The 20,512-nt window shown below is 40.9% G+C and carries 18 protein-coding genes; 14 read left to right on the top strand and 4 right to left on the bottom strand.

Going from position 1 to position 20,512, the window contains the following annotated elements; all coding sequences use genetic code 11:
* Window positions 1-135: 135 nt before the first annotated feature.
* On the bottom strand, window positions 136-3,258 hold the full coding sequence (locus FD725_RS33040) for an SUMF1/EgtB/PvdO family nonheme iron enzyme (RefSeq protein WP_218653147.1): 3,123 nt from the start codon (window positions 3,256-3,258) through the stop codon (window positions 136-138).
* A gap of 316 nt (window positions 3,259-3,574) precedes the next feature.
* Here FD725_RS33040 and FD725_RS33035 point away from each other — a divergent pair, with 316 nt between their 5' ends.
* The 10 genes from FD725_RS33035 to FD725_RS00785 all read left to right on the top strand — a co-directional run bounded on the left by FD725_RS33035 (window position 3,575) and on the right by FD725_RS00785 (window position 9,271).
* Window positions 3,575-3,736: a hypothetical protein gene (locus FD725_RS33035; protein WP_372726701.1), complete on the top strand. Its 162-nt coding sequence runs from the start codon at window positions 3,575-3,577 to the stop codon at window positions 3,734-3,736.
* A gap of 73 nt (window positions 3,737-3,809) precedes the next feature.
* The gene (locus FD725_RS00825) at window positions 3,810-4,031 is read left to right on the top strand and encodes an AbrB/MazE/SpoVT family DNA-binding domain-containing protein (RefSeq protein ID WP_094327679.1); all 222 of its coding nucleotides are present in this window, start codon (window positions 3,810-3,812) and stop codon (window positions 4,029-4,031) included.
* A 14-nt stretch (window positions 4,032-4,045) separates the two neighbouring features.
* Window positions 4,046-4,459: a putative toxin-antitoxin system toxin component, PIN family gene (locus FD725_RS00820; RefSeq protein ID WP_218653146.1), complete on the top strand. Its 414-nt coding sequence runs from the start codon at window positions 4,046-4,048 to the stop codon at window positions 4,457-4,459.
* 223 nt (window positions 4,460-4,682) lie between these two features.
* Window positions 4,683-6,137 (top strand): signal recognition particle protein, encoded by a 1,455-nt coding sequence (ffh, locus tag FD725_RS00815; protein WP_179046378.1) that lies wholly within the window; start codon window positions 4,683-4,685, stop codon window positions 6,135-6,137.
* Between the two features lie 147 nt (window positions 6,138-6,284).
* Complete coding sequence (gene rpsP, locus FD725_RS00810) at window positions 6,285-6,551, top strand: 30S ribosomal protein S16 (RefSeq protein WP_179046377.1); 267 nt, start codon at window positions 6,285-6,287, stop codon at window positions 6,549-6,551.
* On the top strand, window positions 6,508-6,948 hold the full coding sequence (locus FD725_RS00805) for a KH domain-containing protein (protein WP_179046376.1): 441 nt from the start codon (window positions 6,508-6,510) through the stop codon (window positions 6,946-6,948). The genes rpsP and FD725_RS00805 overlap by 44 nt, the downstream gene beginning before the upstream one ends.
* A gap of 187 nt (window positions 6,949-7,135) precedes the next feature.
* Window positions 7,136-7,309 carry a 30S ribosomal protein S21 gene (gene rpsU, locus FD725_RS00800; protein WP_179046375.1) on the top strand — a complete coding sequence of 58 codons (174 nt, stop codon included), beginning with the start codon at window positions 7,136-7,138 and terminating at the stop codon, window positions 7,307-7,309.
* Window positions 7,310-7,599: 290 nt separating this feature from the next.
* A complete protein-coding gene (locus FD725_RS00795; RefSeq protein WP_179046374.1) occupies window positions 7,600-8,553 on the top strand; it encodes a PhoH family protein in 954 nt (317 codons plus the stop codon).
* Window positions 8,554-8,607: 54 nt separating this feature from the next.
* A complete protein-coding gene (locus tag FD725_RS00790) occupies window positions 8,608-9,012 on the top strand; it encodes a ChuX/HutX family heme-like substrate-binding protein (protein ID WP_179046373.1) in 405 nt (134 codons plus the stop codon).
* Window positions 9,013-9,130: 118 nt separating this feature from the next.
* Complete coding sequence (locus FD725_RS00785; RefSeq protein ID WP_256871821.1) at window positions 9,131-9,271, top strand: hypothetical protein; 141 nt, start codon at window positions 9,131-9,133, stop codon at window positions 9,269-9,271.
* Here FD725_RS00785 and FD725_RS00780 read toward each other — a convergent pair.
* Both FD725_RS00780 and FD725_RS00775 read right to left on the bottom strand, forming a co-directional pair.
* Complete coding sequence (locus FD725_RS00780) at window positions 9,261-12,614, bottom strand: tetratricopeptide repeat protein (protein WP_179046372.1); 3,354 nt, start codon at window positions 12,612-12,614, stop codon at window positions 9,261-9,263. The genes FD725_RS00785 and FD725_RS00780 overlap by 11 nt on opposite strands.
* 28 nt (window positions 12,615-12,642) lie before the next feature.
* Window positions 12,643-14,061: a DUF1822 family protein gene (locus tag FD725_RS00775; protein WP_179046371.1), complete on the bottom strand. Its 1,419-nt coding sequence runs from the start codon at window positions 14,059-14,061 to the stop codon at window positions 12,643-12,645.
* A 333-nt stretch (window positions 14,062-14,394) separates the two neighbouring features.
* Between FD725_RS00775 and FD725_RS00770 the strand changes: the two genes are divergently transcribed.
* From FD725_RS00770 to FD725_RS00755, 4 genes are all read left to right on the top strand, one after another.
* Window positions 14,395-14,721 carry a DUF6825 family protein gene (locus tag FD725_RS00770; RefSeq protein ID WP_179046370.1) on the top strand — a complete coding sequence of 109 codons (327 nt, stop codon included), beginning with the start codon at window positions 14,395-14,397 and terminating at the stop codon, window positions 14,719-14,721.
* A gap of 115 nt (window positions 14,722-14,836) precedes the next feature.
* On the top strand, window positions 14,837-16,522 hold the full coding sequence (locus FD725_RS00765; RefSeq protein WP_179046369.1) for an AarF/ABC1/UbiB kinase family protein: 1,686 nt from the start codon (window positions 14,837-14,839) through the stop codon (window positions 16,520-16,522).
* An 18-nt stretch (window positions 16,523-16,540) separates the two neighbouring features.
* Window positions 16,541-17,269 (top strand): PP2C family serine/threonine-protein phosphatase, encoded by a 729-nt coding sequence (locus FD725_RS00760; protein ID WP_179046368.1) that lies wholly within the window; start codon window positions 16,541-16,543, stop codon window positions 17,267-17,269.
* Window positions 17,270-17,994: 725 nt separating this feature from the next.
* Window positions 17,995-18,192, top strand: a complete 198-nt coding sequence (locus FD725_RS00755) for an NblA/ycf18 family protein (protein WP_179046367.1) — start codon at window positions 17,995-17,997, stop codon at window positions 18,190-18,192.
* A 476-nt stretch (window positions 18,193-18,668) separates the two neighbouring features.
* Here FD725_RS00755 and FD725_RS00750 read toward each other — a convergent pair whose 3' ends face one another.
* Entirely contained in the window at window positions 18,669-20,231 is a 1,563-nt protein-coding gene (locus FD725_RS00750) for a serine/threonine-protein kinase (RefSeq protein ID WP_179046366.1), read from the bottom strand.
* Window positions 20,232-20,512 lie beyond the last annotated feature (281 nt).

Here is a 20,512-nt window from a genome sequence, read left to right as displayed (position 1 = left end):
CTTGGTTCATAATTATCTCTAGTTGGAGTTTTTATCAGTCCTATTTTTGAAAAAAATTAGATCGTTCCGCTTCGCTACACTCAAAAAGGGTAAAGGAAAGAAGGGTAGAAGGCGAAAGAGTTAAAGTATAAAGGGCTACTGAAGAATCCTCCCGCCGACACACACAACCCGAAAACCGATACTGAATCTATCGAAGTCGCGCGTGCCGAGGTCGCGGTACGCAGAACGGCAGAGTACAGGATGGTTGAGCCAGGAACCACCCCGCAGTAGTCGATATTGATTATCATTATTAATCCATGCACTCCCATCACTAGGCGCTCCTGTATAGCTCTCATGCCAAGTATCTTGACACCACTCCCAGACATTCCCGTGCATATCGTATAATCCAAAGGCGTTGGGTGCGAAACTTCCTACATCTGTTGTTTCTTGACGATATTTGCCCTTTGGTGCAGAAGCGTAGGTGTAATTCCCATTGTAGTTAGCTAACTCAGTTGTAATCGTCTCGCCGAAGTGAAATGGTGTCGTTGTTCCTGCACGACAGGCATATTCCCACTCTGCTTCACTAGGTAGGCGATATTCACGCCCTGTCTTTTGGCTCAGTTTTTTGCAAAAGTCTACTGCATCATTCCAAGACACTTGCTCTACAGGACGTTTTGCTCCCTTGAAGTTCGACGGATTATTACCCACTATTTGCTGGTACTGTTCCTGAGTCACTTCAAACTTGCCGATAAAAAAAGCAGGCACATTCACAATTGGCTGTGGTTCTTCACTTTTGCTTCGACCATTTTCACCCGGTGGCGAACCCATCTTAAATGAACCAGCAGGAATCTCAACCATCTCCAAAGTTATGCCATTACCTAAGTCTTCCTTAAAGAACTTAGCTTGCTTGTTAGCATCTGGTTCAATTACCTGTCCCTTTTCATCTACTGTTACCGTTTCAAACTTAAAGGTTTCAAGCTTAACGGGAATATATTTGGGTAATTGAACCTTAAAAATTTCCCTACCTACTACTGCTGTCACCAAACCTACACCTCCCAAGCCAGCCCACTTCAAAAACTTTTGTCGGGTTATTCGCTCTTGAGGCGGTTGAGTTGGTTGAGCAGGGCTTGACGGCTGAATATACTGCTGTAATTTTTGTAGTTTTTCTGCATCTTCTCGTTGCCGTTGTTTCTCTACCTCCTGCTGCTTTAGTCGTAATGTTTCTTCAGCTTGTCGTTGTTTCTCTACCTCCTGTTGCTTTATTCGTACAGCTTCTTGTTGTAGTTGTTTTTCAGCCTCTTGCTGCTGTTTAATTCTCTCTTGCTCTTTCCGGTATTCTGCTTCTGAAGATGATTGAATAATCCTTGCTTCGATCGCAGCTGTTTCTTCATCATTTAATTCTAAAATTTGCTGAAATCGCCGTAGTTCTTCACGAGTGGCATTACTAAGAGGATATTCAAACTGCATCGACTCTCTAAACACCTCTTCATACTGTTGTAGCTTTTGCCGATGTTCCGCGATCGCAGTAATAATTGGAGTTTCAATTGCAGTCACATCCTCAGCAGTCAGATTCAAGGCTTGATGACGTTGGGTAAGTTGAGAGCGTTTGAAAGTACTAAGCGGATATTCTTGCTGAACAGCTGCTGTAAACTCCTGCTCATATTGCCGCAAGTTTGTTTGATACGTTTCAATCTCCCCATTAATCCGCCTCTCGATCGCTCTCACATCCCCTTCACTCAACCCCAAAGTCTGCCAGGTTTGCTGCAACTGCTTTTGCGTCAACTCATCTGGATAATGTTTACGCTGCGTCGCCTTGACAAACGCCTGCTCGTACTGCTGGAGTTTTTGATGATAGCTTTCAATTTGTGTTGTGATTTGCGCTTCGATTGGGGCAACATCTACAGCCGTCAGTCCCAAGCGCTGCTGCTGTTGAAGTAAGTCATTGCGGGTTGCCTCACTGAGGGGATATTCTTGCTGCATGGCAGTTACAAACAGCCGTTGGTAGTCCTGGAGTTTCTGGTGATATGCTGCTACCTCAGCCGTAATCTGAGCTTCTATGGCCGCAATATCTCTATCTGCAAGCTCTAATTGCTGCTGGGTTTGCCGTAGGCGATCGCGGCTTGCTAGACTCAGAGGAAACTCTTGTCGTAGTAATGTTGTAAACGCTTGCTGATAGGTTTGCAGGTTTTGCTGATATGTCTTAAACCTTGCAGTCACCTGTGCCTCAATGGGCATCGTGTCCTCATTCCGCAAGCCCAAAATTTGCTGGAGATTTTGCAAGTCGTGGCGATCGCCATCGGTAATCGTTTCGTCTCGCTCTAGTAGCTCTGTGAACACCTGCTGATACTGCTGGAGCTTTTCGCGGAAATCGTTGCGATATGGTTCTAAAACCTCATCTTCGATCGCTCTCGCCTCAGTTGTCTCCAATCCCAAGCGAGTCCCCAGTACATCTAATGTGCGACGACCAACAAAGGAAATTTCACCTCGATGAATAAATCGCCCTACCTCTTTACGATATCGCTGTCTGGGATCACCCGGAGCCACCTTTGCCAGTCGAATCTTAAAGCCTTCTCGAATGGCATATATTTCCGGCTTCATCGCCGGCTGAAGTTCTCGCACCTTTTGACTGGCGTACTCATGAAGTTCATCAATTGAGATAAACTCATCCTGATCGCGATCGGCTTCTCCCGACTTGATCCCCTCAATCAAAAAACGAGTGTAAATTGATAAATCTTGCCCTTCTTCCTCAAAGGAATATTGTGTGGAAGTAGAAGAGGTCAACACAACTCGTCCTTCACCGCCTAACTGCTCCCTGATGTCAATCATGCCGTCATCTTTGGCAGAAAGTCCTTCAGCAAACGCCCCACTAAAACAGCTATCTAGGATCACTACTTGCCGCCGGGAACGACTAAGACTCATACACTGTTGGATAAATCGCGCTGCAACAGCAGTAGAACGAACTAATTCACCTTTGCTATTCTTGCGTGTTTTGCGCGTTGCCAAGTAAAGCTGCCCTAGATCATCTTTGATGCCATGTCCGGAAAAGTAAAGCAACACCAAGTCATCCTTTGGCCTATAGGTAAATAGACGCTCGATCGCTTCTTCTACATCTTGTCGCTCAGGATTCTTGAGCAGGATAATGTCCATCTCTACAAATCCGCCCATATCTGGATGCAGTAGCACTTCTCGCAATGCTTCCACATCCTTAACTGCACTAGGCAAAGGATTCAGCCCTGGCTCATACTCACTCACCCCAATCAGCAATGCAACTTTTGCCACTTCTACCTACCTATACTGCGACAAAATCTTGATTTTGCTCGGCTTGCTACTCAGGCGATCGCTCAAACCAGGGTCATTAAAATCAATCGTCAGTTTAATGCTGGAAGTAAGAGTCATGATTGCGTATCTTGGGGTTGATTCGGAAATTCCATGTACTCACTTCTCGCATTGATCTGCGGTTAATACTGCTATTATCCCATTGACAAAACAATTTTCTGTATAAATCTTCACAAAAGCTTTAACGAGAAGATTACATACAGACAAGATTCTGCGGGATGCCTGTAAGCGGATTGGAGTAGAGGGAGTCAGCACCCATTTGTTTAGGCTAACTGCTCTGACGCAGATGTCAAGCGCCGGGATACCTCCCTTGAACTATTCACAAGAAATCTCTGGTCACAGTGACCTGGGGACGTTGCAGCGTTATCTTGAGGTCACGCCAGAGCAGAAACGAAAGGCGGTTTCGGTGATTGGGTTTTAGATTTAGTAAGGTAGGATGTATATACTCAAGTAAGGAATCCTTACATTTGATAGCAAAGGCTAGGAGGCAAGTCATGCTCGCCAAGTTAACTTCTAAGAATCAACTAACGCTACCTAAAAGTATTACCCGTGAAATCGGGGAGGCTGAGTATTTTGAGGTAAAGGTGGAGGGTGGGCAAATTATTCTGACTCCTGTAAAAATTCATCGGGCTGATGCGGTTCGATCTAAGCTGGCGGATTTAGGACTGAGTGAGCAGGATGTGGCTGATGCAGTGGCTTGGGCGCGTCAGTCTTAATGGTTTGCCCACGGGTGGTAATTGATACGAATATCATCATCTCGGCGCTGATATTTGCGGGCAGAGTATCTAGGCTTCGTTTGGCATGGCAGGACGATCTCTTCACTCCCCTGGTTTCTAAAGCGACAACGACTGAGTTAATCCGAGTGTTGGCTTATCCAAAGTTTAAGCTCACGCCAACTGAGCAAGAAGATTTACTAGCGGATTACATACTCTTTTGTGAAGCTGTAACGATACCCGATCGCTTGCCTGTAATTCCTGAATGTCGTGACCCGTTTGATCTGCCTTTTTTACTTTTGGCTGTGGTCAGTGAGGCGGATTATCTCGTGACGGGCGATCGCGATTTACTCAGTCTAAAAGATAATTTTTCTTGCTCAATTATCACGGCTGAAGATTTTCTAAATGTTATTGATGGTCAGTTGCCCTAATTTTTCCGGTGATGCCTAAATGAGGTATAATAACAACCCCAAAAGGGGGTAGTATTTCTCAGTATGCGTGGCGTGACTGAGCGTTTAACTTGTGTCTTATATCCACTCAAGTTGGGGGAAAAACTACTAAGCTGGTAGATAGTACATTAAAAATAGATAATTGCTGAATCGCACTTGTTGGTGGTTCGGACATCCCCATTGGCTCAATAACTGTAACTAAGATATGTTTGACGCATTAGCTGACCGTTTAGAATCCGCCTGGAAGAAACTACGCGGGCAAGATAAAATTTCCGAATCTAACATTCAAGATGCTTTGCGGGAAGTGCGCCGCGCTTTGTTGGAAGCAGATGTTAACCTCCAGGTAGTCAAAGATTTTATTAGTGGAGTTGAAGCCAAAGCCCAGGGAGCCGAAGTTGTCAAAGGCGTGCGACCTGACCAGCAGTTCATCAAGATTGTCTATGATGAGCTGGTGCAGGTGATGGGGGAAGAAAATGTTCCCCTGGCGGAGGTGGAAGAGAAGCCGACAATTGTGTTGATGGCTGGGTTGCAAGGGACTGGTAAAACCACTGCTACTGCCAAATTAGCTTTACATTTACGGAAAATAGATCGTAGTTGTTTGTTGGTGGCAACAGACGTATATCGTCCAGCCGCAATCGATCAGTTGATTACATTGGGTAAACAAATTGACGTACCAGTGTTTGAATTGGGAAGCGATGCAGACCCGGTAGAAATTGCCCGTCAAGGGGTAGAACGTGCTAGAGCCGAAGGTGTGAACACAGTCATCATCGATACGGCTGGTCGTCTGCAAATTGACGAGGATATGATGGCAGAATTAGCCAGGATTAAAGCAACTGTCCAACCCCACGAAACCCTGTTGGTAGTGGATTCTATGACGGGGCAAGAAGCAGCAAACCTGACTCGCACTTTTCATGAGCAAATCGGCATTACGGGGGCAATTCTCACCAAGATGGATGGTGATAGCCGGGGTGGTGCGGCGTTGTCTGTGCGGCAAATTTCCGGTGCGCCGATTAAATTTGTTGGTGTTGGGGAAAAAGTCGAAGCCCTACAACCCTTTTACCCCGATCGCATGGCTTCGCGGATTCTGGGCATGGGTGATGTCCTCACCTTGGTAGAAAAGGCTCAGGAAGAGTTTGACTTAGCTGATGCTGAGAAAATGCAGGAGAAAATCCTGTCAGCAAAGTTTGACTTTACCGACTTTGTGAAGCAGCTGCGGTTGTTGAAAAATATGGGATCACTGGGGGGTATCCTCAAGATGATTCCAGGGATGGGCAAACTTTCCGATGATCAGCTAAAGCAGGGGGAAACCCAGCTTAAACGCTGTGAGGCGATGATTAACTCCATGACCACCCAAGAACGCCGCGACCCAGATTTACTAGCCAGTTCACCCAGCCGCCGCAAACGCATCGCGTCCGGTTCCGGCTACAAAGAAGCAGATGTGAATAAACTAGTGGCTGATTTTCAAAAAATGCGATCGCTCATGCAGCAAATGGGTCAAGGTAATTTCCCCGGAATGCCAGGAATGTTTGGTGGTGGCGGTAACGCTTTTGCTGGTGCAGGCAACCGTCCTGCCCCCGGTTGGCGCGGTTACAATAGTGGTGCTGGCACAAAGAAGAAAAAGCCCAAGGATAAGAAGAAAAAAGGCTTTGGCAATCTTTAGCCAAATATCGAGTTTTGGACCATTGACCAATGACCAATAGCACAAAACCCTGAGCAAGTGTTAAAATTAGCATTTCAGCATGGGAAGTGCTGCATCTAGACAGTTACTTCCTCAATTACCAACAAACAGGAGAATGATTCTTCAACCATGATCAAACTGCGCTTGAAGCGATACGGTAAAAAGCGGGAAGCGAGTTACCGCATTGTCGTGATGAATAGCCTCTCTCGCCGCGATGGTCGCCCCCTAGAAGAACTGGGATTTTATAACCCCAGAACCGATGAAGTGCGATTGGATGTTCCCGGAATCGTCAAGCGATTACAGCAAGGCGCTCAACCCACTGACACCGTCCGTCGCATCTTACAAAAAGCCAATGTCTTTGAACAGGTCAGTGCCACAGCCCCATCCGCATCATAGTCTTACTGCTAATTCACTAACCATTAGCCCTAATTTCGTTGGGCTAGTGCGGTTTTTGATGCAGCCATTTTTAGAATCTCCAGAGTCTTTAAGCGTCGATTGTGAAATCTCTCAGACCCTAAACAAGGTTTGGGTTCGCATCGCTTTTGACAGTACAGATAAAGGGAAAGTATTTGGTCGTGGAGGACGCAACATTCAGGCGATTCGGACAGTAATTGCTGCTGCGGCAGAACTTGCTGGACAGTCGGTTTACTTGGATATCTACGGTAGCACTACTCCCGGCAGGGAGGGAATGTCTTTTGAGGAAGATCAACAAGAACGTACACCTCCCCCCAGATCACCAGAAAGACGTGGAAACGCACCCAGTAGACCTGTTGTTAAACCACGCACCCGCTAGGTTAAACATAGCCAAGAAGCCTGGGCGGTTGTGGTTACCTCCGTCCAGAACCTTCAACACATAATCTCAAGCGGTAAAAAGATGATTCAGTCTTTTTGCAGCCATGACAACAATTTCTGTGTTAAAGACAATTAAATGATAGTTATGCACAACTCTGATAATCTCTGTAAGGGGGTGAAAACAGGGAGTGGCTGAAGTCCGTTTAGGAGAAAATGAGTCAATAGACTCGGCAATCAGACGTTTTAAAAAGAAAATTCAAAAAGCCGGGATTTTATCAGAAGTTAAACGTCGGGAAAGATACGAAAAACCCAGTTTGCGACGCAAGCGCAAAGCCGAAGCTGCACGCAGAGGTGGACGCTAATAAATCAAAGCTAAATCTTTGATTAATTGATTCAAATTAGGGTTTGTAGTTATTTTTGGCTCAAACCCTAATAAATTAAATCAGCGATCGCCTCTGTAACTACTAAATATTTAGCAATAAATTATCGAAAGAATAATTAGTAAAATCAGGAAAAACATTGAGAAAATCTAGGATTAATCAGGTTTTTATTATAAAATAGTATTAAGATAAACTGCATCCAAAATCAGATAAGAAAATCATCAACTACTCAAACTTAGTAAAAATTAAACTTCATAAAGTTAAAAATATCTATGGCAGATGCCTACATAATTCAGCTGCCTAACGTTCCCAGTGCGATCGCTCTAGCAGGTGATAGAGAAGAAAACCTGAAAATATTGTCCCGGCAAACAGGGGCTAATTTAGTATTGCGGGGGCAAGAAATACATATATACGGCACAGACGCAGAAAAAGAATTGGCTGTAAAATTAGTGCGATCGCTAGAAAATATCTGGATTCAAGGCAACACTATCTCTAGTGCCGACATACTAACAGCTCGTCACGCTATAGATACTCACCAAGAAACCGAACTCCAAGAATTACAGCGAGATGTTCTAGCCAGAACTCGTCGAGGCGATGAAGTCCGTGCTAAAACCTTCAGACAACGCCAATATATCGAAGCCATCCGGAAACGCGATCTCACCTTCTGCATCGGGCCAGCCGGGACTGGTAAAACATATCTCGCCGTTGTTGTTGCTATCCAAGCACTCCTCGCCAATCAAGTAGAAAAGCTGATTTTGACACGTCCCGCCGTAGAAGCTGGTGAAAGACTAGGGTTTTTGCCTGGAGATTTGCAACAAAAAATTAATCCCTATCTCCGCCCGCTTTACGATGCCATGTATGAATTCATTGATCAAGAAAAAGTCCCCAGTTTGATGGAACGTGGCATCATTGAAGTTGCACCACTAGCCTATATGCGTGGACGCACCCTCAACCATGCGTTTGTCATTGTTGATGAAGCCCAAAATACCACACCTGCCCAAATGAAAATGGTTCTCACTCGCTTGGGTTTCCGTTCCCGGATGGTAATTACCGGCGACACCACACAAACTGACTTACCCATGAACCAACAATCAGGGTTAACAGTAGCATTGCAAATTTTGAAGCACGTAGAAGGCATTGCTTTTTGCGAATTCACCCAAAAAGACGTTGTGCGTCATCCGCTAGTTCAGCGCATAGTTAGTGCTTACGAACAGTATGAGAAGTAGTCATTAGTCATTACTAAAAATCCAGAACTAACCAATAACAGAGGAAAATTATTTATGGATGCCGATTTAAAAGAATTTCTAGAAGCTTGTGAAACCTTGGGAACCTTGCGTTTAATTGTCACTAGTAGTGCTGCTGTATTAGAAGCACGCGGTAAAATAGAAAAGCTATTTTATGCAGAATTACTCAAGGGTAAATATGCAAATATGCACACAGAAGGCTTTGAATTTCACTTGAACATGGACAAAATTACACAGGTGAAATTTGAAACTGGTGAGGCTAAAAGAGGTAATTTTCCCACTTACGCTATTCGGTTTTTAGATGAGAAACAAGAACCTGCTTTAAGCTTGTTTTTACAATGGGGTAAACCAGGAGAATATGAACCAGGACAAGTAGAAGCTTGGCAAAGTTTAAAAGAAAAGTATGGTGAAGTTTGGCAGCCTTTACCAATAGTACTTTAATCGAAGAATTAAGAGGATGTTTGAAAAGTATTAGGCGAATAGAATTTGCTACTACACACTGTTTTGTATATTTTCCCCTCGTTGTAGTTTTCATCTATTAGTCTATCTTGGCTATCAGATGTTGGGTCAAAAGTTAGGACACTTTTTATTTAAGTATGATGACGTTCATAAACAAGCATCTATCCTCAGTGGTGGTGAGTTAGCCAGATTAGCGATCGCTATAATTAGTATCTCAGAAATTGACTTTTTCATCTATTAGTCTCCAACTCTTGACACAGTTGCAAAAGCCGTTTATTTGTCGGTATTTTTGCTAGTATTTTTTGACAATGTTCTAGAGCTTCTTTTCTCCTACCACGACTTACAAATTTCCTTAATACTTTACTCAAAATAGTCATGAATTTGTCTAATGATATTTTTTTATCTAATTGTTCTCTAATCTCAGCACTACGATGAAGATATTTCATCGCTTCACCTATATCTCCTTGCTTATACTTCACTTCACTTAAACTGTTTAGTCCCATTGTTAAACCTGGTTTATCACCTATCTCTTCTTTGATAGTTAAACTTGCTTCTAAACATTCAACTGCATCTTGATAATTTCTCATCTGACTATGGACTGTACCAAAACTATTCAGGACAATTGCTTCACCTTTTCGAGTACCACCATTTTTTTCAAGAGCAAGAGCGTCTGTTAATAATAGAATCGCCTCTTCATAGTACGCGCGCCCCTTCTGGCTTAGGACAGCAGCCAATTTAGTCATAGCAATGGCTGTGTCTTTTGCTTCTCCTATCTTTTTTTCTATTTCCAGGCAATATCTTAATATATCTATAGCCTTATCATAGAGACCTTGCTTTTCCAGGATTCCAGCTTGAGTAATGAGTACCTTAGACAAGTTGCCAAGTTCTCCTATTTCTTGTTCTATAGGAATAGTGCGTTCGATATGATATGTAGCTTCATTAAATCGACCTAATTCTAGTAAAACTACAGCAAGTGTATTTCTCCAATGAGCTTCACAACGCAAACGTTCTTCATCTTGATAAATACTATTTAGTAAACTTTCAATAGGAAGCAGCACTTCATAAGCTTGTGAAGCATCTCCTGACTTAGATAAATACTTTGCTTGCTGAATGCGTAAATGAATAGCTTGCTCCCAATTACAAAATTCTTCTGCGATAGGAATAAAACCTGCGATCATCTCTACTGCTTTTTGCCAATACCCATTATCGCCAAGAAAGGGTATAAGTTTACGAATAAAATCAAAATCATCTATTTTTTCAAGCTGCATCCATTGCACAACCTGTATAATTTGATTTAATTCTCTTAATGTTATTGAGGCGATATAACTATTTTTTAGATTCTTGTATTTAACTAAGTTTTGATGGAATAAAGCAAATCTTGCCTTGATTTTTTGCTGTTCTTCCAAAGGTTTTTCTGCTAATTCCTCTTGAGCAAAAATATAGATAAGAGGATGAAATACATATTCATATTCATTCCTCTGGTTGAGTAGAGAAAACCGATACAAGTATGCTAATTCATCCTCGACTAGTTTTAAGTTATCAAACTTACTGGCTGCTTTAGCGGCATACTTAGTAAATCCATTTTTATGACAAATACTTAGATATGAGAAAAAGTCTATTGTTTCTAATCTGTTATCTTTTTTAAACTGTTCCAAACTCAAATTAAAGCAAGCTCTGACATTAAGATCATCATATTTGAGATACTCTAAGCGTTCTCTTTCATTACGCAATTCTAAAGCATATTTTTGTAGCGATCGCATAGGATTTACTTGTAAATTTATCCCAATAATTCTCAATGCTAATGGTAACTTACCCACTAAATGAATTATCTCTTCAGCCGCTTGTTTTTTTAGTTCTGAAAGTTGTTCATCTAATAATGTTTCCATGAAAGTTAGAGCTTCATTATTAGAAAATGGATATAGATACATCTGTCCTTTCATTGGTATGCCAATCAAAGGAAATAAACCACGATCTCGTGCTGTAATAATTACACAGTACTTATCATTAAAACCAGGACAGAGTTCTTTAATATCTCTATTTTCAGCATTATCGAAAATCAGCAAGGCACGTCGATTCCCAAATACTTTTTTCATGATATGAGACGCACCTCTACGCTCATCTTCAGGTCTAATTCTTTCTTGGTAATAACTTGCGAATTCTTTAGCAATGTCTATTAATTTTTTATTATCAACTCGCTGATAAATCACACCATCAGGGAAATCTTGCTGATGTAATCTTCCGAAATGACAGGCTAGCGCTGACTTACCAACACCACCAGTCCCCGACAAGCCAACAATATTGCACCTTTGTTGTCCTTGGGATTTAATCAGCAAGTTTGCTAACACGCTTAATTGGTCTTCTCTACCAGTAAAAGTCCAGTCATCTAAAAGCGGCACATCAAATACTATCTCTGATGCTATATTTGATGACTCAGCAGATAAATTAGGTGATACCTTAGCTTGTTTACCACCGCCTAATTCCACCCAGCTTGATGATTTGACTGCTGGATTTTGGCAAATTATTGGCAACCAACTAATCCCCGGATATTTACTATTCCAAATATCTTCTATATGTCCTCTTGCTTCTCTGACTGATAGATAAAAAGATTGATTTTGTGAAAACGATTTGAGGAAAGATTGTAAAAAATCTTTTGCCACATCATCAGGTATTGATCTTCTCATCACAATACTTTGAGGTAAATTCAACTTAGCTAATTGATTGGCTAACCCTAAACCATCACAAGAATTAAATATAGCTATTTGCAATCCTCTCCCAATGGCTGTTCTCAAGGTATTTTTAAATTCTTTAATTTCTAATGTTTCATCTTGATTAATTTGCAAACAGCCAATCTCACCATCTTCGTCGCTGCTACTATGACCAGCAAAAAAGAAAATATGCCAGCCTTGCTCATCTTTTATTTGCTCAATTAAGTCACGTTTTGTAGGTTGCTCTAGAAATTGAATTTTCGCTCCCCTTTCTTTGATAGCATCTAACTCCTGCCGATCAAATTTGGTATCAATGTTATCACTTTTGCCTAATACTGCTAATATTCTGACTTCTTTACCAGGACGAAAATTACTATCTGGATATTCATATTCTGTAGGACTCAAAGCTATCTCTGCTTTTGTGTAGCTTTCCTTAAATAAATTCCACTCCTGCCAAGGTAGCTGTCGTAATTGACTATTTTGAGTTTCAATAATTACTTCAATTGCATCGTCTTTGCTCAACTTTTGTTGTAAAAAGTTTACAATTTCACGCCATTCTTTATAATTGACTTCTAACCATGAAGTGATTGCGTTTGTTAATTGTCTAGCTGAGTTGTTAATATTAAATTCATTATTTTGGCGAGGTATAATGCGATGTTGTGAATCACCGTCTCTAATTTCTACTGCATTTCTAACCTTCTGATCAAAGTCTTGTTGCCATTCTGCTAATAAGATAGCAATTTCTGATGTTCCAGGTAGTTTACCTAAAATTTGAGATGGACTATTTTGATTATTTTCGCTGTCAAAAACTCGAACAACTGCATCAAACCCGTTTTTCAAACTTCCAGATGAAAACGTGATATTAACTCTTTTTTTCATTTTTGATTTACGTCAATAGCTGAAACTATCAAGAAACAATATTTTCGATAACTTGAATGTTGCCCATTTTCAAAATAACGCTGAATTTTTCTTGTGGTGCAACAGCAAACTCCTGTTCGATTGCATCGGTTGTATCTCTAGAGATATTTTCAAAAATTGTTTCGCCTGATTCATCAATTAAAATGACTTGCAGTCCTGCTGGTAGATGAAGCACATCTCTAATTGGTTTCACAAAAATAATAACGCCTAATATCTCATCAGATTCTTGAGTTATTTTGATAATCAATGCTACAGATACTCCTTCCGATAAAGCAATCACTTTACCTCGCTGAATGCTGATTTCTGTAGATGGTATTTCTCGTATTTCTCTCGCTGGTATAAGTTGTGGTTCTAGCCAATCTCCTGTAAATAGGTTATTGAACCATTGCCTTAAGTTACTGAAGATATCACTAGCTTCAATATCGACAACTTGAGCATCCTGAGATATCGACTCTACAAATTCTACAGGCACACCCAATCTGGCTGCTAATTCTCCTGATTGGAATAATCTCTGTAGTCGGTCTAAACCAGCTTGAGAACTTTCAAAAAAGAGTATGATACTGCCTTTTTTACTGGTAATAAATTCGAGGGTGGTATCCTCTGATAGTTGTTGAATTAAGGTAATAATATTTTGCAGGTTGTCTGGGGATAAATTATCTACAGGAATCTTAATTTGGATAATTGGGCGAGAATTAAACTGTCTATCTTGGTTAACTTGTTCTAAGTTGTTCAGTTTTTCTACTAACTGTGGGATTTCTTGCGCTAAATTCTGTAATGATTTCTCTAAATCGTCAATTCTGAGATAGGTTTCTATCTGCAATTGCGTTTGTAAGACATCTCGGACAGCTTGATTATTTTTGATTTCAAAGATAAAGTATGCAGATATTCGTTCTAATAGGCTATTTTCTAATTTATCTCGATAGTAAGGCAAATCGATATCTTGAAGCGCCTCAGCTAAAAGTTGTTCTTTAATATATTTTTGTGCCAAGCTTTCTGTCTGAGTCAATAAAAATCCTACATCACTCAAAGAGGAAATTGGTGTAGTGTTTTCTTTTAATTCCTTGACTTGATTTAACTCTTGTTGAATTTGGGATAATTTCTTTTCTAGTAACCGAATATCATCATAGTGTTCTAATGTGCCAATACGAGAAGACCCCCGGTATACATAACGGGAAGACGCTACTAATTCTTGGCGACACTCAGAAACAATACTACGCTGTGCTAGCAGAAAAGAATTTCTCAGCGCTTTTTCTAAGTCATGATTGACAAACTTACCTTGATATTTAATGAACTCCAAATATTTTTCTTTAAATACTGGTTCAGCAACGCCTTTAGCTACGCCTTGAACAAGACCTGATACAACAGTCCATAATATTTTTCCTAGAGTTAAATCTTCAACACCAAACATCCCCTATCTACCCCATATTTTTTTATACATTAAAACATTGTGATAGATGAGTTTTCCGTAGATCAAGATAAGTTATTAATTCGTTATTGCTTTTCAACCGTTTTTGTTTGATGATTTCATTGTTGTGCGATCGCTCTCAATCTACAGCATCATGTACTTTTATATACTTGTACTCATATATTACTTAAGCACTACATCGGGTGATGCTGCGCTCAATTTCACCCACAATTTTCTGGCTGAACAAATAATCACTAAATCTCTAACTCCATAACAGAAGCCGCAAAGCATACAGGCAAGTTATAATCTTCTTGCAGACAAACGTAACAAAAATTTATGAGTAACCCATTAGTACAAGCCTTTTTTGTCGGTCGAGCTGTAGCAGAAGTCATAAACGAACGTCTAGAAGTCGCTTTTACAGATGCTTTGAGTGAAATAGGTAAATTTGATGCGGAAGCCAGAGAACAGCTACGCCAATTTACCGAAGAAGTTGCAGAACGAGCAAACCGAGCTGCCACAGCAGCCGAAGCAGGTCAAACTACTACAGGTGTGGGAACAACTCCTGCTGAGTCAGTGGATTTACAAGCCACAATTGACGAACTACGAGCAGAAATCGCTCTCTTGAGAAATGAGTTACAACGTTATCGCAGCAGTTCTGTCTAAATTTGGTCGGTACAGACGTTGTCTGCAACGTCTGTACAGTATAGAAAATAGTATAGGAATCAGTGTGTCTTTTCTTCCAGTCGATTCAGTAATAACCCAACGGTAAGTGCAAGATATGGAAACAAGTTATTCAAATAAAGCATACCGTTGGAATCGGGAAAACTATTCTAGCAAGCGGCGCTTTGTAGACATTTGGTCTTTTGTCTTGACCTTAATGTTCAAGCTTTGGCGGTACAACAAATCTTGGAGTTATCCTGGGGGTGTCACAGAAGCTAAACAAGCTGCACGGCGTAAAGCTCAAGCCGTGTGGATTCGCAATACCTTGCTAGACTTGGGGCCGACATTTATTAAAGTTGGGCAGTTATTTTCTACCCGCGCTGACATATTTCCTGGTGAGTATGTTGAGGAATTAGCAAAACTGCAAGACAAAGTACCTGCATTTGGCTATGAGCAAGTAGAAAAGACTATCGAACAAGAATTAGGTAAAAAAATTCCCGAACTTTTTCACAGTTTTGAACCAATTCCTTTAGCTGCGGCTAGTTTGGGGCAAGTACACAAAGCTGTGTTACATAGTGGAGAATCTGTTGTTGTCAAAGTACAGCGACCTGGATTAAAAAAATTATTTGAAATCGATTTACAAATTCTCAAAGGCATTGCTCGCTACTTTCAAAGTCATCCTAAATGGGGACGGGGAAGAGATTGGATTGGTATTTACGAGGAGTGTTGCCGAATTCTTTGGGAAGAAATTGATTATCTGAATGAAGGCCGGAATGCAGATACTTTCCGGCGGAATTTTCGCGGTTATGATTGGGTAAAAGTACCAAAGGTTTATTGGCGTTATGCTTCGCCACGAGTGCTAACGTTGGAATACCTGCCAGGTATTAAAATTAGCCAATATGAAGCTCTGGAAGCCGCAGGTTTAGATCGGAAAGTGCTAGCTCGTCAAGGCGCGCAAGCTTATCTGATGCAATTGCTCAACAGTGGCTTTTTCCATGCCGATCCCCACCCTGGCAATATTGCGGTGAGTGCTGATGGGGCGCTAATTTTCTACGATTTTGGCATGATGGGTCAGATTAAATCTAACATCCGGGAAGGACTAATGCAAACGCTGTTTGGGATTGCCCAGAAAGATGGCGATCGCGTAGTCCAGTCTCTCATAGATTTGGGAGCGATCGCACCCGTAGATGACATGGGGCCAGTCCGGCGTTCTGTCCAATATATGCTGGACAATTTTATGGATAAGCCCTTTGAAAATCAATCTGTGGCCGCGATCAGTGATGATTTATACGAGATAGCATATAATCAACCATTTAGATTCCCTGCAACTTTCACTTTTGTGATGCGGGCTTTTTCCACTCTCGAAGGTGTGGGTAAAGGTCTAGATCCAGAATTTAATTTTATGGAAGTTGCTCAACCTTATGCAATGCAGCTTATGACCAACATGAATGGTTCAGATAGCAATAGCTTCCTCAATGAATTAAGTCGGCAAGCCGTCCAAGTTAGTACCACTGCTTTTGGCTTACCACGGAGATTAGAAGATACTTTAGAAAAATTAGAGCGCGGAGATATGCGCTTAAGAGTGCGTTCTATCGAATCAGAACGCCTCTTACGGAGACAAGGCAATATCCAGTTAGGCATAAGCTATGCCCTGATAATCAGTGGATTTACCCTTTCAGCCACTATTTTATTAGTGAATCATTATGTATGGTTAGCGTTGCTAGCAGGTTTAATTGCCGCCGCCGTCTCCGTAACCCTAATCCGACTGCTTCTCCGCCTTGACCGTTACGACCGTATGTATTAATTGTTGCAGTAAAAAGTTATGAAAGTGAACTTCACGGGTCTTAGCGATCCGGGGCTTATTCGTTCTAATAATCAAGATGATTACCATATCGACCCAGAAGGGCGATTTTTCATTGTTGCTGATGGGATGGGAGGTCACGCTGGGGGAGAAGAGGCCAGTCGCATTGCTACCAGAGAAATTCAGGCATATTTAGTAACTAATTGGCATTCTCCTGAACCATCGCCTAAGCTACTAGAGCAGGCTTTATGGCGTGCCAACGAGGCAATTTTACAAGACCAGCAAAATCATCCTGAACGAGCTGATATGGGGACAACGGCTGTCGTGGTCATCTTTCGTGATCAGCCTTGGTGTGGTCATGTCGGCGACTCCCGGCTGTACCGTCTGCGAGAGACACAACTAGAACAAGTTACAGAAGATCATACTTGGGTAGCTAGAGCCATCAAGATTGGTGACATCACCGCCGAAGAAGCACGAATTCATCCATTTCGTCATGTTTTATCTCGTTGCTTGGGTCGAGAAGATTTACACCAAGTTGATGTGCGACCATTAGATGTGACAATGGGCGATCGCTTACTTTTGTGTAGTGATGGTTTAACTGAAGAACTCGTTGATCAAACAATAGCCGATAACCTGCAAAATACTCATTTACTAGATAAAGCAGCTATCTCACTAGTAGAAGCCGCTAAAGAGCAAGGCGGACACGATAACATTACAGTTGTCATAGTCGCACTTGAGCAAAATAATTAATAGTCAATAGTCAATAGTCATTAGTCATTAGTCAATAGTCATTAGTCAATAGTCATTAGTCAATGGTCATTAGTCAGTACTCATCACTCTCTCACTCAGCACTCATATCTAGCTTCTAGATATCTCACTACAACGAGAAACTTTACAGTCAACGGTCAAAAATCTGCAACTAATGACCAATGACCATTAACCATTGACCATTGACTAATGACTTTTTTAGTAAATATACTCAGCAATTTGTTCAATCTGAGCATTTTTCCTATTTGCAACTTGATACAAATACTTTTAGTCAACAAAATTATTTCGTTGACAATCCAGTTCATATAATTTAGTTGGTTGACATCTTGCACATAATGATGTAGAGAGCATATAATGCGATCTTATTACCTTTAATTTATTAACCAGCCATTAACCTCCCCTAGCTAGAGACGTTTTCCGGCTTGACAAAGTAAATTAAGGTATACAACTTAACCTACAACAATTCATCTAACAGTGAATTTGACCGAAAACTGCCTTAGCAGACTTGGGTTATATATCAGTAGGTTTAACCGCAAAACAAGGAAGCAAAAACTATACCTATTAAGGTTATGGGCAATCTGTCAAATAGTTGTTATCTTTCTTAATACAGAGGAACAATCAAGGACAGGTACTACCACAAATCCTATACCCACAGGACTTGTGTAACCAACATCACTTTTACTCGCGTTGTCTTTTAGGAGTCTATTATGAACCAACCCATTCAACTATCATTGGAACAGCAATTCAGCATTCGCTCCTTTGCTACTCAAGTACAAAACATGAGCCACGACCAGGCCAAAGACTTTTTAGTCAAGCTTTACGAGCAAATGGTTGTGCGTGAGGCTACTTATCAGGAGTTGCTCAAGCATCAGTGGGGCTTAGATTCTGGCTCCACTACGGCATAGATTTTTTTATGTCGCTGTGGGCGACCTCCTTCTCTTGCTCAGTTCCAGGGAGGAAAAGAGCTGGGGATGCTGGGGCGTCAACTTCCGACAAAATCAACTCGCTAACTTAAAGTTGATAATTCTGACTCTAACTACAGGTTTTATCTAGCGATTAAGCTTGATTTGCCACAAGTATACTTAGGGTTGCCTTTTAACCAGTAGGTAGTGTAATTAAGATTAGCCTAAGCATTAAATTTTAGTTACCCTAAACTCGCGTACATCCGCTTCTTAAGATGACACAATTATTACTAACACTCTGTTTAAGTGTCTCACGCAGGGATTTTTGTCGTTTAGCACTGATGATTATTATATTTATATCCAATAAGGCTTACAACTAGTTATATATATTCTTTATAAAAGTTTACATTTTTAGGCTAATAGCTACAAGAATTACAAGCAGAGGATCTGAGCAGCAGAACCATTGATTAACGACTAAATCAGCCAGATATATCAATTGGCGTATCTGTTGCCATAGCTTCTAGTTTGGCTAAAATTTGCGGCTTAATTTTTTCATATTCCCTTTTAAGGAGATTTTTACTCAGTTGAGGATCAGCAGAGGAAACAAAAGTCTTAGCTATGACTATCCATTGTTGGAGTCGCTGACATTGAATAGGCGCAATACTAGCAGGTAAAACGTGAGAAGAGTGTTTTGGTGATTCTCTGGCAAAAAATAGTATTTGATAGTAACCTATTTTTACCAGTAGGTTAGCTATTTCTTGACCCATAGCAGTTTTGAGATCAAGGTAATAAGGTAACCATTTAGCACCATGTTGCCGATTGTAGATCACGGTAATCCACAAAAGCATGGGGTGAGGAGATGTGATAAACAGAAATTGATTATAACGACTACAAATAATCCGTTTAAAAATTTCTTGTTCTGGTAACATTACCCATAAAGCAGGTAAAACTTCTCCCTTAAGATTAATAGGTTGGGGAAAAACAATATCAGCGATGGGTTTATTTTGTGGCCAGGATGTATTGTAAGTAATTTCATTCTTGGGTAAAGATAATTGTGGCTCAACTTTTATCTTCTGCTCAGGAATAGTGTTAATTGCTATCGTGCTAGTAACTTGATGATTATGATGATTTTCTGTCCGAATCAAGTTTTTGCTATGACCTTGTTCAACAGATTCTAAAACTTGTAAGATTTCATTAATACTTTGGGGACGATCTCTAGCTGCTTTAGCTAAACATCTCATCACTAAATTTTCTATTTCTTGCGGAATGAGCAACCCAGGGTTAACTTCAGCAAAAGTACGTGGTGATTGTTGATGGTGAGTTTTATACCATGCGCCAAAAGATTGAGTAGGGGCGACTAGTGGCATTTTGCTTGTAAGCATTTCAAACATCATCACACCCAGACTATAAATATCAGCACAATTATTAAGTTCCTTGCCCTCCATTTGCTCAGGAGAGGAATAGGCTAAAGTTCCTAAGTAAAATTTTGTCTGATCGCCATTTGACTGTAATAATTTAGCAATCCCAAAATCCAAAACCTTAACCAACTCTCCAAAGCTAGGGTCTTGGATGACGAGGATATTGCTAGGCTTGATATCACGATGAACAATTGAGTAGACTGAGCCATCAACCGGGATACCATCATGAGCGCACTGTAAACCCAGACAGATTTGACGTGTCATATTGATAAATCTGGGTAACGAAAGATTTTGCTTGCGGATAATCTGGTTTAAACTTTGTCCTTGCAGATATTCCATCACATAAAAAGGGACATTATTTTCATCTAGTCCATAGTCCATAACTCGAACAATATGGATACTTTTTTGTCCCAGCAATGCACAGGTTTTTGCTTCTCGCTCAAAACGTTCTTGCAATCGCATTTTGGTATTTTGTAACGATAAGGCAAGAAACTTAACCGCAACAGGTACACCACCCAACAAAACATCCTTAGCACGATAAACTCTGCCCATTGCTCCAGTGCCAATTAACTCCTGAAGCTGGTAGCGTTTACCCAGAAAACGACCTATGTTGGGGTCTGACATAGAAAATTCGACTCCAATATTCCGCAGTTGTAAACGACACCTACCCATCGTAGGTGTGCAGGACTGAGTTTAAAAAGTGCCATCAAAAAACCGGATGGTAGATTTATCCCGCTATTTTCCATGAGATAGATTTTTGATGTATTTATAGTTTGCCCAATTTTTAATAACTAGATAACTTCAGCTATGTCAAAAATTAGTCATTGGTCATTAGTCAATAGTCATTAGTCAATAGTCATTAGTCAAAATTATTTTCCCTTTATCTCTTTGTCCCCTTGTCCCCT

This window comes from Nostoc sp. TCL26-01 (assembly GCF_013393945.1).
GTDB lineage: Bacteria > Cyanobacteriota > Cyanobacteriia > Cyanobacteriales > Nostocaceae > Trichormus.
This window is presented reverse-complemented; position numbering and strand designations above follow the sequence as displayed.